Annotated in this window: 16 protein-coding genes; 7 read left to right on the plus strand and 9 right to left on the minus strand. The window is 33.5% G+C overall.

Translation table 11 applies throughout. The features are described 5' to 3' along the window. Position 1 precedes the first annotated feature (1 nt). The 9 genes from NAMH_RS00130 to NAMH_RS00170 form a co-directional block, all read right to left on the minus strand. Positions 2-1717, minus strand: a complete 1716-nt coding sequence (locus NAMH_RS00130; RefSeq protein ID WP_012663568.1) for a V-type ATP synthase subunit A — start codon at positions 1715-1717, stop codon at positions 2-4. Then, the gene (locus NAMH_RS00135) at positions 1705-2217 is read right to left on the minus strand and encodes a hypothetical protein (protein ID WP_015902004.1); all 513 of its coding nucleotides are present in this window, start codon (positions 2215-2217) and stop codon (positions 1705-1707) included. The genes NAMH_RS00130 and NAMH_RS00135 overlap by 13 nt, the downstream gene beginning before the upstream one ends. Beyond that, entirely contained in the window at positions 2195-2488 is a 294-nt protein-coding gene (locus NAMH_RS00140; protein WP_012663867.1) for a V-type ATP synthase subunit F, read from the minus strand. Before NAMH_RS00140 ends, NAMH_RS00135 begins: the two co-directional genes overlap by 23 nt. Beyond that, complete coding sequence (locus tag NAMH_RS00145; RefSeq protein WP_015902287.1) at positions 2485-2772, minus strand: ATP synthase subunit C; 288 nt, start codon at positions 2770-2772, stop codon at positions 2485-2487. Before NAMH_RS00145 ends, NAMH_RS00140 begins: the two co-directional genes overlap by 4 nt. Continuing rightward, on the minus strand, positions 2747-4435 hold the full coding sequence (locus tag NAMH_RS08890; RefSeq protein ID WP_187146592.1) for a V-type ATP synthase subunit I: 1689 nt from the start codon (positions 4433-4435) through the stop codon (positions 2747-2749). Before NAMH_RS08890 ends, NAMH_RS00145 begins: the two co-directional genes overlap by 26 nt. A 28-nt stretch (positions 4436-4463) precedes the next feature. Continuing rightward, the gene (locus NAMH_RS00155; RefSeq protein ID WP_015902473.1) at positions 4464-5219 is read right to left on the minus strand and encodes a V0D/AC39 family V-type ATPase subunit; all 756 of its coding nucleotides are present in this window, start codon (positions 5217-5219) and stop codon (positions 4464-4466) included. Then, entirely contained in the window at positions 5192-5503 is a 312-nt protein-coding gene (locus tag NAMH_RS00160; RefSeq protein WP_015901907.1) for a hypothetical protein, read from the minus strand. Before NAMH_RS00160 ends, NAMH_RS00155 begins: the two co-directional genes overlap by 28 nt. 162 nt (positions 5504-5665) lie before the next feature. Beyond that, the gene (coaE, locus tag NAMH_RS00165; RefSeq protein WP_015902644.1) at positions 5666-6235 is read right to left on the minus strand and encodes a dephospho-CoA kinase; all 570 of its coding nucleotides are present in this window, start codon (positions 6233-6235) and stop codon (positions 5666-5668) included. A 14-nt stretch (positions 6236-6249) separates the two neighbouring features. Beyond that, positions 6250-6750, minus strand: coding sequence for a class I SAM-dependent methyltransferase (locus tag NAMH_RS00170; RefSeq protein WP_015902327.1), 501 nt, complete (start codon positions 6748-6750; stop codon positions 6250-6252). 94 nt (positions 6751-6844) lie between these two features. Between NAMH_RS00170 and NAMH_RS00175 the strand changes: the two genes are divergently transcribed. From NAMH_RS00175 to NAMH_RS00205, 7 genes are read left to right on the plus strand one after another with little or no spacing between them, the layout of a single operon-like run. Beyond that, positions 6845-7063 carry a hypothetical protein gene (locus NAMH_RS00175; protein WP_012663441.1) on the plus strand — a complete coding sequence of 73 codons (219 nt, stop codon included), beginning with the start codon at positions 6845-6847 and terminating at the stop codon, positions 7061-7063. A 50-nt stretch (positions 7064-7113) separates the two neighbouring features. Continuing rightward, complete coding sequence (locus NAMH_RS00180) at positions 7114-8247, plus strand: epoxyqueuosine reductase QueH (protein WP_015902178.1); 1134 nt, start codon at positions 7114-7116, stop codon at positions 8245-8247. Between the two features lie 16 nt (positions 8248-8263). After that, positions 8264-8704, plus strand: a complete 441-nt coding sequence (fabZ, locus tag NAMH_RS00185) for a 3-hydroxyacyl-ACP dehydratase FabZ (protein WP_015901865.1) — start codon at positions 8264-8266, stop codon at positions 8702-8704. Between the two features lie 16 nt (positions 8705-8720). Continuing rightward, positions 8721-9500, plus strand: coding sequence for an acyl-ACP--UDP-N-acetylglucosamine O-acyltransferase (gene lpxA / locus NAMH_RS00190; RefSeq protein ID WP_015902816.1), 780 nt, complete (start codon positions 8721-8723; stop codon positions 9498-9500). Beyond that, on the plus strand, positions 9484-10707 hold the full coding sequence (gene clpX, locus NAMH_RS00195; protein WP_012663989.1) for an ATP-dependent Clp protease ATP-binding subunit ClpX: 1224 nt from the start codon (positions 9484-9486) through the stop codon (positions 10705-10707). The genes lpxA and clpX overlap by 17 nt, the downstream gene beginning before the upstream one ends. Then, complete coding sequence (locus NAMH_RS00200) at positions 10697-11722, plus strand: rod shape-determining protein (RefSeq protein WP_012663699.1); 1026 nt, start codon at positions 10697-10699, stop codon at positions 11720-11722. The genes clpX and NAMH_RS00200 overlap by 11 nt, the downstream gene beginning before the upstream one ends. After that, positions 11715-12470 (plus strand): rod shape-determining protein MreC, encoded by a 756-nt coding sequence (locus tag NAMH_RS00205; RefSeq protein WP_015901800.1) that lies wholly within the window; start codon positions 11715-11717, stop codon positions 12468-12470. The genes NAMH_RS00200 and NAMH_RS00205 overlap by 8 nt, the downstream gene beginning before the upstream one ends. Positions 12471-12494: the final 24 nt, after the last annotated feature.

Below are 12494 nucleotides of genomic sequence, written 5' to 3' on the forward strand. Positions count from 1 at the left end.
TTTATTCTCCGTAATTTTTTATAAATTCATTGTAATATGATTCTATTTTTTTGCGTAAATCAATATATTTTTCGTATTCTTCGTTTTTAATTTCATATTTTGCCCTTATAAACTCGGAAATAACAGGCTGGTTTTTTAATATGTCAACCGGAATCTGTTTTGTCAAAAAGGCTTTTCGCCACAAATCATGAATTAAAACAACAGTTTTTGCCATTTCTATCTGTTTTTCCGGTGTACAGAATGCGTCTGTTTCATCAAAAGCGTTTTGCTGTAAGAAAGCTTCTTTTATAAGTTCTGCGGTGTAAAGAGTGATTTTTTCTTCTTCGGGAAGGGCTCCTACACCTAAAAGTTTTACTATTTTTTGAAGCGACGCGTCTTTTTGCAAAATATCGTTAAAAAATTGCTTAATTTCGATATATGGACCTTTTTCTTCCCACCATTCATTGAGTTCATAGTTTGAGTAACTGTTTAAATAATTTATAGCAGGATAAAATCTGGCATTTGCCAATGATTTGTCAAGCGCCCAGAATACACTTGTAAAGCGTTTTGTATGAATAGTGACCGGTTCGGAAAAATCGCCGCCTGCGGGTGAAACCGCCCCGATGATGCTAAGAGATCCGATATTTGAAGCGAATGTTTCCACTATTGAAGCTCTTTCGTATACGGATGCTATTTTAGAAGAAATATCGGCAGGATATCCCTCCTCCATAGGTAATTCTCCCATTCTACTTGATAATTCTCTCATGGCTTCCGCCCATCTTGAAGTGGAATCGGCCATAAGCGCAACATTATAGCCCTGGTCTCTAAAATATTCACCGATAGTTATTCCGAGATAAATTGACGCTTCCCTGGCGGAAACAGGCATATCCGACGTATTTGCTATCAAAACAGTTCTGTTCATAAGCGGTTTGCCGCTGTAAGGGTCTGTAAGGTTTGGAAACTCTTCCAACACTTCGGTCATTTCGTTTCCTCTTTCACCGCAACCTATATAAATGATTATATCCGCATCACAGTATTTAGCCAAAGTCTGCTGTAAAATGGTTTTTCCTGTTCCGAATCCCCCTGGAATTGAAGCGGAGCCCCCCTTTGCTATCGGAAACATGAAATCAATTACTCTTTGTCCCGTTATAAGAGGAATTTTCGGAGAGAGTCTTTTTTTAAAACTTCCAGGTATCCTTAAAGGCCTTTTTTTAATCATGTTTTGTTTATTACCGTTAATTACTGCTACGGTATCTTTAATTGAGCACGTTTTATTTTCGATTTCATTCAAAATTCCGTTAAAATCACTTAAAATCCTGTGTTTTATACCGTTTTCATCAACTTCACCGATTATTTCTCCTTTTTTTACCTCATCCCCCACATTTTTCAACGCTTTGAAAAAGTATTTTTTTTCTTCATTTAACGCTTTTGATTTAATACCTTTTTGAATTCTCTCAGGCATTGAAAAAAGTTCTCTTTGAATACCGTCATACACACTGCCGAGAAGTCCTGGACCAAGTGATGCACTTAAAAGACTACCTGTTAAAAACACCGGTTCGTTTAGCTTTAATGAGGTTGTGTCTTCGTATACCTGAATGGTAATAAAATTTTTATTTATACTGATAATTTCCCCTATAAGTCTGCTTTTTCCGATATATACGAATTCATACATTAAAGGAGTTTCATTTTTATATTCGGCTTTTACTATAGGTCCGTTGATTGATGTTATTTTAAGCATAATTCACCTTGTAATATTTTATTGATACTTTCAATAGGATCGAAAACAATGTGTTTGTTGCCTGTTTTGAAAATAAAGCATTCATTATCGGTATAAACGGTTGTAAAATTACTTTGACATTTGTTTTTTAGGTATTTGGGTAGAAAAAGAGTGCCTTTTTGATAATTTTGAAGTTTATTCAAAAAACATTTGCATAAACTTTCTCCGTTTTTATGAATAACGGTTAAAAGTTCGTTTGTTGTTTTTTCTTTAATATTTTTATAAATCTTTTCAAGTTCTTTTTCGTATTTTTTATAAAGTGAGGTTTCTTTTTCTTTTAAGATTTTTTCATACTTTAAGTTTAACAGTTCTTTTTCTCTGTTTATATTCAGACTGTTAAAAAAAACGTCTTTTTGGTATTGTAATTTTTCTTTTGCTTCTTTTATTTTTTGTTCAGAAATTTTTTCGGCTTCTTTTAGGGCTTCTTTTTTTAGTTTTTCAAAGTCTGATTCCGAGAACATTTGATAAATATCCTTTTATACTTTCTTGCATATATGTTTTTTCAAAAGACGGTATAAACACAATTGCCGGAAGAGCGTTTTTTTTGGTGTAATTTGAAAATTTCTGTTTAAATATTTCATAATATCTATCTGCTATAATAACAAGACCCGTTTGTTTGTTTTTAAGTACTTTTTGCAAGTTTTCTTCAAAATTGTCAACTTCTACGGTCTCTATCCCGCAAAGTGAAAATCCAAGGCATTCTTCTTTGTTTCCAAGAAGTACTATTTTCATATTTTTCCTAATATCATAATGGATACGATAAGTCCGTATATCGCTATACCTTCTGCAAGTCCTAAGAAAATAAGTGCTTTTGTAGAAATTTCAGGTTTTTCTCCTATGCTTCCCATAGCAGCTGCCCCGACCATTCCTACGGCAATTCCTGCTGCAATACTTGAAAGTCCGACAGCCAGTGCTGCAGCTATATAAGCGTAAGAATTATCCCCTGCCATTAAAATCATCGGTAAAAATAAAAACAGTTTTATTAAGCCCCTATAATTCGAACGGTTTGTATTCATATCCTCCTCCTTCGTAAAATCTTTTAAAAAATTCGTAATATTCAAGTCTTAGCGTTTGAATCGTTACAATTACCCCTTCAAGTATTATAACGAATATGTTACCTAAAATAACTGTAATCCAATAACCGGTTTTATCCATCATCTCAGCTATTGTAAAAACCGCTAAAAATAAAGCGGCGTGGGCAAGTGCAAAAGCACCCGTTCTTACGAATGAAACTGTATTGGTTATGTTTTCCAAAAGGCCTATTATCGAGTGAAAAAGAGATTGTGAAGTTTTTTTGCTCTCATATATTGTATAACCGGTAAATCCAATAAACAATATTCCAAGTACTAACAAATCAAATTTAATATCCGTATGAAGTATAAATATTTTAATTCCTATCCATAATAGAAGAAGATATATTGCAAATGACAAAAGACCGTTTTCTCCGAATAGAAGTTTTTTGATGTCCCTTTTTTTGTAATTCGTACTCATATAAAGTATAAATCCTGTTGAAATTATAACGGCTCCTGCAAATATGCTTAAAGCAATCAGATTGTTTATGTTTTCCATAGGGGAAAAGAAATGATAAAGTTCAAATCCGAAAAAATGTCCGTAAATGGCACCGAAAAACATTGAAGACAAACCACTTAAAAGCATAATTTTTCCAAGTATTTCTTTTTTATTTCTTAACATATAACCAATCAGTGCCAATACTGCTCCTTGACCAATGTCACCGAACATAAGTCCGAATAAAAATATGAAAATAACCGCAAAAAACATAGTAGGGTTAATTTCATAGGGTTTTGGAAGCGAATAAGTTTTGACAAGGTTTTCAAAAGGTTTGAAAAATTTCGGTGTATTAAGAAGGGTAGGAGAATTTATAAAATCAATTTCTTTATTTTTGACAAAAGGCAGCGGTTTGTATCTTTTTTTAGGCACCCAACCTTCAAGAATGTAAAAACCGTTTTTTTCTTTTAAAACGGTTTTGATTTCGTAGATATTTTTGAGGTATAGAAGATGGGAATATATTTTTTTAATAACATCTTTTTCTTTCAGAATTGTTTCTTTTTTTTTGTTAATTAATTGTAATTCTTTTTCAAGAGTTTTTTCATCAATTTCAAATAGTTCTTCATCAAAAGGTGTTATGGAAAACTTTTGCAGTATTTCAATGGTTTTAGATTCATTTTTTGGTGTATATACGGATATTACGGCAATATAATCTTTTAGTTCTTCATAAATACATAAAATATTGTAAGCGCTTAAAATAAGTTTAATTTCTTCAAAGTTTTCGTAAGTTGAATAAAAAGCTTTGAATTTAAGAAATTTAAATTTCAGTTGTTCTTTTGATATATTGAAAGCTTTTAAAAATTTATTTAGTTTTTGAAGAGATTCTTTTTTTCTTTTATACTCCTTTTCTTTGAAAGAAACATCTTCATATACTGATATTAAAGATGAGAGAATGTTTTCTATTTCTTCAATTTGAAAATTTTCTTTTTTTGGATGTGCAGGTAGAGGCTCGTTAATAATGGAAAGTAAATCAGCTGTTTTTTTTAAAAGATTGTTTATTTTATAAACAAGGGGATGTTTTTTACGGGTGTCTTTTTTAATATGAAGAATTTTTTCTTTTCCGAGTTTTTCTAAAAATCCGTCTATTTTGTCTTTTGGGATCTCAAAAGTCAATTTGTACATTTTTTCAGGAAAAAACATTTTACATTACCATATCTTTTATTTCTTTTTTGGAAATATTGTAACTAAATGCGGTAAAAACGGCTTTGATATTAAAAATTTCCCGCTTTTTAAGTACCAGAAAAACAAAAGGTACGGATAGTTTAAAAGGATATCCGAACCATACTTTATTTAAAGATTCGTAATAATTTACGAAAAGTTCTTTTTTTAAAGATGTAAAACTGTAATTTTTTGAAGGAAGACTTATAATGTCTTGCAGGTTTTGGGCAAATTCATACAGATTTTCGGATGAGCTGAGTTTTTGAAGTGCATTTTTGTCTATATTGCCGTAAGGAAGCAAATAAGGAAAAAAATCTTCAATTTTTAAAGAATAGATTATTTTATATTTTAAAACGGTAAAAATATTGATTAAATCAAAATATCCACCAATTATTTCTTTAAATTCTTGTCTTTCTTTTAATGATATTTTATCAATTGATTTTTTAATATGAAGTGCAGTAACTTTGTCTATTTTTTTATTGGAAAAAAACAGTGTGAAAAGTTCTTTTTCGTTTTTATTTAAAGGTTTAGTGATTTTTTTATAAAGTTTTTTAAAATGAAAATCTATATCGTTATATAGATTTTCAGGTGTTGTAAGAATTTTATCATAATGAGTTGAGGTTAAAATATTAAATAAATCAGCTTTGTTTTCTGCTGTAAGGAGTTTATCTGGATCGAGAAAAGCACTTTTGAGGCTTCTTACAAGGGCGTTTATATATGCGTATTTGAGCGGTCGCATAATTCTTCTTTTATTTTATTAAAAAGTTTTACTTTATCAATACTTAAGGATTTTAATTTATCTTCTTTTTCTTTTAATGTTTGTTTAAGGGAATATTCATAATTTAAGAGCTTTTGTTTTAAATCTTTTTTGAGTGTTTCTTCGTATTTTTTGAGTTCAGTTTCAAATGTGTTTAAATATTCTTTTTTTTCTTTTTCGAATTCGTCAAAAAGTTTTTTTATTTCATTGTCCGCATTTTCGATTATTGAAGCGGCTTTTCTGTCAAGATCGAATATTTGTTCCATCTTAATCCTTTTGAATATTATAGCACTTTATTAATGGAAAATGAAATTATGGGGAAGTTTTTATGGTTAATTAAAGTTAATTGGAGGTTAGTTAAGGTTAGTTGGTATAAATGTAATAATTTTAATAACTATAAAAACTTAACTAACTAATTTAACAACTCTTTATAGCTCTTTTATAAACTTTTCTATCTCTTTTTGAAGGTGCTTCAAGTCTTTTGAGTTATCGATTACGAAGTCTGCTTTTTGTTTTTTAATTTCAATATCGAGCTGGTTGTTAAGAATTGAAAGCGCTTCTTTTTCACTTACGTCATCCCTTTGCATCACTCTTTTTACCTGCAGTTCTTTCGGGGCGTAGATTACAAGGACTTTATCAAATTCCGGGTAGTTTTGTTTTTCGAAATAAAGCGGCAGGTCCACAAAATATTTAACGCCATCTTTTTCATATTTTTCGGCGAAATTTATTACTCTTTTTCTAACTTCCGGCAAAATGATGTTTTCGAGAGTTTTTAGTTTTTCTTTGTCGTTAAATACTATGCTTCTAAGCTCTTTTCTGTCGGTTGTGCCGAAAATTTCTTTTATTTTGTTTTTTTGTTCTTCAAAAACCTCTTTGCTTATTTCGTCCGCGTCTATTATTTTGTAGCCGAACATTTTTAAAAAGGAAGCGACGGTGCTTTTGCCCGTGCCTATGCCGCCTGTGAGTACTATTGCGTTAGAAAATTTTTCACTTTTCACTTTACACTTTTCACTTATAATTTAATTACGTCTTTGATATTTTCAAAAATATACTTAGGAAGTACAAAACTTGCAAGATGAATGTCTGTGTGGTAATAGTGGGTGTTTTCAACGAAATCGCTTCTATGTCTGATAAGATCCGCTGTCGGGTGAATCTCTTTGCTTGCGAATACAAGTGCTTTTCTTGAACCGTCATCTTCAATGAAATAATACGGCATTACGATATAAAACAATTTGCTCAAATTCGCAAAAAGATCCCTGTCTTCAAGTGATGCGGCAGTTGTGATATATATGCCTTTGTCATTTAGTTTTTCATAAATTTTAATCAAATCACCGGGTTTTTCGTCAATAATAAGATCATATTTTTCCTGAGTGTCTTCATTGTAAACTTCAAACTTTTTAGTAAGAATTTTATTAAATTCGTCGTTTAGTATATTTGGTACCAAAAATTTATCACCGGCTTCCTGGGTACAAGCTCCCACAAGTGCCATCATCTCTTTTTGAGTTTGAGTCATTAGAATCCTTTTTTTGGCTTAATATATCAAAAAAATTTGAAATTGCAAAAAAATTTGATATATTTCGGACAAAATTTATCTCAAAGGAGCAAAAATGTACAAAGTTGATGTTGAAAAACAATGTGGATGTATCAAAAAAAGCGATCTTGAGTTTCCAAAAACATTTGAATCAAAAGAAGAAGCCGAATGGGAAGCACTTAAAATAGCAAACTATATGAATGGAAACTTCTGTAAAAAACACAGATTTTTCGTAAATGAAGAAGGTGATACATTTAGAATTTATGTAGAACTTTCATGCCCGAGCATTAGCTAAGGGTTGAAAACTCTCTCCTTTTTTTATATTATCTCCTAAAAAGGCTTTTTATGATTGCCCATCTTTGCTGCAGCGTTGATGCCGGGTATTTTTTGAAAAAATTAAAAGAAGATTTCCCGGATGAGAAAATAACAGGTTTTTTTTACGACCCCAATATCCATCCTTACAGCGAATTTAAACTAAGATCTTTAGATACCGAAAGGATATGCAGGAAACTCGGAATCGAATACGTTGAGGGCGAATATGATTACGAAAGCTGGCTTAAAGCAGTAAAAGGCAAAGAAAACGAACCCGAAAAGGGTGTAAGGTGCTCTATATGTTTTGACCATTCATTGGAAGCCACCGCCGAGTTCGCATTAAAAAACGGCGATGATAAAATAACCACTTCGCTTCTGATGTCGCCTATGAAGTCCCAGGAGCAGTTAAATTCTATAGGAAAAGTGATAAAAAGAAAGTACGGCATCGACTTTTACGCACCCGATTACCGTAAAAAGGGAGGAACCCAGGCACAGCAGATATATGCGAAAGAAACCCAGATGTACAGGCAGGACTACTGCGGGTGCATTTACGGAATCTGGCAGCAAAAGCAGGATCAGGAGATTATAGACGAGCTGTTAAGCCCTGTAACGAGGCAGATTCTTCCCGCAAGCATAGAAGAGAGGCTTGAGATTTATAAAAAAAGGCTCGAATATGAAGATGAGGGGAGTGAATATAAAATAATCAAAGAAAATTTCCTAAACTACAGACTGCTAAGAGGCAGTGTAAAATTTAAAGTGAAAAGTGAAAAGTGTAAAACGGAAAATCCGGGGCAGACTTTTGGGGGTGCAAAGGGAAAATGGGAAATCGAGGATAGTTATATTCTGTTTTATTCGTATCTTCAAAGGCCGGCAAGGGGAAGGATTGATTTTGTAAAAGACGGAATCGGATATTTCAACAGAATGCAGATAATTTTTGTGGAAATTACCAAATTTAATGAAATTTTAAATAAAAAATATCAAAATGTTAAAGAAATAACCAAAAGCCCTCCGAGTATTGAAGAAGAGGTTGAGTTTAGGGAAAAAATAACCAATACTAAATATTCTTTATCACCTATAATTATCGTAGATGAGATAAAAGAAAAGTATGAAGTCGATATTGAGGCTAAAGTATACCCCGATATAAGAGAAATTTTGATAAAATTTTAATAAAAAAGGATTATATATGGTTTATGATATTAATCAGATTCAAGAGATGCTTCCTCACAGATATCCGTTTTTACTTGTTGACAGAATTACGGATGTAAAAGAGGGTGAGTATGTTGAGGGGTATTTGAATATTTCTATTACAAACCAGGTGTTCCAGGGGCATTTTCCGGGGCATCCTATTTATCCGGGTGTATTAATCATCGAAGGTATGGCGCAAACAGGAGCGATTTTACCGTTTACGGTAATGAGCAAAGAAGAACTGAACGATAAAGTTGTATATTTTATGAGCATTGACAAAGCGAAATTCAGAAAGCCTGTACTTCCTGGAGACAAACTTGTATATAAAATTTCGACAATTAAGCACAGAGGTAAAATCTGGCAGCTAAAAGGTGAAGCGTATGTTGACGGAGAGCTTGTAAGCGAAGCTGAACTTAAAGCCATGATTATGGACAAATAAAACAAATGGAAAAACTATGGAAAATATAAGCGAAAAAGCAATAATAAAAGGCAAAATAGGCAAAAACTGTAAAATAGGCGAGGGTGTTATAATTGACGAAAACGTTGTAATAGGCGATAACAACATAATCGATCCGTATACAATTATTACGGGATATACGACAATAGGAGACAATAACCACATCTATTCGCATGCGGTACTCGGAAGCGAACCTCAGGATTTGAAATATCACGGTGAAAAAACTGAACTTATTATCGGTAACAATAATAAAATCAGAGAATTTACGTTAATAAATCCCGGAACCGAAGGAGGGGGAGCCGTAACCAAAATAGGCGATAACAACCTGCTTATGGGATACGTGCACGTTGCACACGACGTAATAATCGCAAATAACTGTATTTTGGCAAATGCAGCAACGCTTGCGGGACATGTGGAGCTTGAAGATTATGTTGTAATAGGCGGAATGACACCTGTTCATCAGTTTGTAAAAATAGGTGCACATGCAATGATAGGCGGTGCAAGCGCGGTGGCTCAGGACATTCCTCCGTTTACCATAGCCGAAGGTAACAGGGCGAAATTAAGAGGCCTTAACTTAACGGGACTTAGAAGAAGATTCCAAAACAGAAGCGACATAGACGCCATTAAAAAAGCGTACAAAGAGCTGTTTGAGAGCGGAAAGCCTCTTAAAGACACGGCAAAAGAGATACTTGAGAGTACAGACAACGAATATGTAAAACATTTATGCGAATTCGTATTAAATTCAAAAAGGGGAATACCATATGATAGAAAAGTGTAGTTTCTGCGGAAGTCTTGAAACGGAAGACAATCCGCTATTAGCGGCGCCTGATGACAAAGCCTTTATATGTAAAAACTGTGTACTTACGGCTTATGAAATCATTATGGGTGCGGCTGAAAAGAAAAAAGATAAAAAAGAACCGGCTGATATAAACCTGCTGACTCCAAAAGCGATAAAAGCGCATCTGGATGAATATGTTATCGGACAGGAAAGAGCCAAAAAAATTATTTCGGTTGCGGTTTACAACCACTATAAAAGAATACTTTTCGGAGCTAAAAGCGACGTTGAGATTCAAAAATCAAACATCCTGATGATAGGACCGACAGGAAGCGGTAAAACGTTAATAGCAAGAACGCTTGCAAAACTTCTTGATGTTCCTTTGGCAATAGCTGATGCCACTTCGTTAACGGAAGCCGGATATGTGGGAGAGGACGTTGAAAACGTACTTTTAAAACTGATCCAGGCGGCTGACTGGGACATAGAAAAAGCGCAAAGAGGGATTGTGTTTATCGACGAAATCGATAAAATTAGCAGACTCTCCGAAAACAGATCCATTACAAGGGATGTCAGCGGCGAGGGTGTTCAGCAGGCGCTTTTAAAAATTATAGAAGGTTCAATCGTTAACGTTCCGCCTCAGGGAGGAAGAAAACATCCGAATCAGGAATTTATACAGATTGACACTTCAAATATCCTCTTTATATGCGGAGGTGCGTTTGACGGACTTGAGGAGATTATCCAAAAAAGACTTGAGGGCGCTACTGTAGGATTTTTGGGTAAAACAAAAGAAAAACTGACAAAAGACGATATTTTCGCACTTGTGGAGCCTGAAGATCTTGTTAAGTACGGGCTTATTCCTGAACTGATAGGAAGACTTCCTGTAATTGCGACATTAAGAGAGCTTGGAAGAGACGATTTAATAAGAGTCCTCACAGAGCCGAAAGACGCTCTTATCAAGCAGTATCAGGCGTTATTTAAACTTGACGATGTCGAGCTTGAATTTGAAAGAGAAGCTCTTGAGGCGATTGCCGATAAAGCCATTAAAAGAGGTACGGGAGCAAGGGGTCTTAGAGCTATTCTGGAAGAAGCCATGGTTGATATTATGTTTAATCTGCCTGAATACAGAGGATATAAGATAATAATCACAAAAGACGTAATAGAAAATAAAGCCGAGCCAATACTTATAAAAAAGGAAGAAAATGCTAAATAAACTACTTGGACTTTTCAGTAACGATTTGGCAATAGATTTAGGAACTGCCAATACATTAGTAAGCGTAAAAGGTAAAGGTATAATTATCAATGAGCCAAGCGTTGTTGCCATTAAAGACGATAAACACAAAAAAAAGGTTCTTGCTGTAGGTAAAGCTGCAAAAGAAATGGTAGGTAAAACACCTAAAAACATTATCGCAATCCGTCCTATGAAAAACGGGGTTATTGCGGATTTCAGCGTAACTGAAGAGATGATAAGATACTTTATTCAAAAAGTGCACAACAGAAAAGGTTTGATTAGACCGAGAATAGTTATATGTGTTCCTTACGGACTTACTCAGGTTGAAAGAAAAGCGGTAAAAGAATCCGCTATGAGTGCGGGAGCAAGAGAAGTGTATCTTATTGAAGAGCCTATGGCTGCTGCAATCGGAGCAGGGCTTCCTGTAAAAGAACCTCAAGGAAGCATGGTTATCGATATCGGTGGAGGTACTACCGAAATCGGTGTAATTTCGCTCGGCGGACTTGTTGTAAGTAAATCTATAAGAGTTGCCGGAGATAAATTTGATAAAAGTATAATTGATTATATAAATAGAAAATATAACCTGATTATCGGAGAAAGAGTAGCCGAAGAGATTAAAATGGAAATCGGAAGCGCAGTCAAACTTGAAGAAGAACTTAAAATGGCTGTTCAGGGTAAAAACAGAATTTCAGGACTTCTTGAAACGATTACCGTAACAAGTGAAGACATAAGAGAGGCTCTAAAAGAACCTGTAAAAGAAATAGGTGAAGCTGTTAAACAGGTGCTCGAGGAAACTCCTGCGGATCTTGCGGGAGACATTGTTGAAAACGGAATTGTTTTAACAGGTGGTGGGGCTCTTCTTAAAGGGCTTGATAAATATTTAAGCGATCTTGTATTACTGCCTGTATATATTGCCGAAGAGCCGCTTTTGGCTGTTGCAAAAGGAACGGGTAAAGTATTAGATGAAATAGAGATTTTAGCAACGCTTGATGAGTAGACGGTTATTATTAATATTAAGTATTGTAATAGTACTTTTTTTTCAGATACCTGTTATTAAAAAATATACGTTGGAGAGTGCCAATTCTCTGAAGAATTCTTTTTCTTCCCTTTTAACTACATGGAAAGAGATATATGAAGAGTATATTGACCAAAAAGACACTTTGCAAAAACTCTTAATAGAAAACAGGTTTTTAAAAGATGAAATACAAAAAATAGCAGTCAAATATGCAACATGTAAAGATTTAAAATATTTTAAAAATTTAAATATTCCCAATGTAGTTTTTACTCAGGTTATATCCTATGCAAAACTTCCGGATTTTACTGAAGTATATATCAATTACGATAAACCTTTCACTACTCCGAGAGGACTTGTTTATAATAATCTGGCAGCTGGGATAGCTGTAAAACATTATTCAAATTATTCACTGGCGCTTTTAAATTCAAACGAAAAAACATCATATACCGTGTATATAGGAAAAGATAAAATCCCGGGAATTTTTTACGGGAAAATAAATACAATAAAATATATTCCGAAATTTAAAAAAATAAATATAGGGGATTTGGTAATAACAAGCGGTCTTGACGGTGTATTTTATCAGGGTGCAAAAGTAGGTGAAATTACGGAAGTAAAAGAGAAAAAACTTTATAAAGAGGCAAAAGTTAAGTTATTTTATAATGATTTGCATCCTGAATTTTTTTATGTTGTTCAAACTCCTTTGGAAAAAATACAAAAAAATAAAAAATAAAGATATAATAAAAAAAAAGGAGTT

This window comes from Nautilia profundicola AmH, assembly GCF_000021725.1.
Classification (GTDB): Bacteria; Campylobacterota; Campylobacteria; order Campylobacterales; family Nautiliaceae; genus Nautilia; species Nautilia profundicola.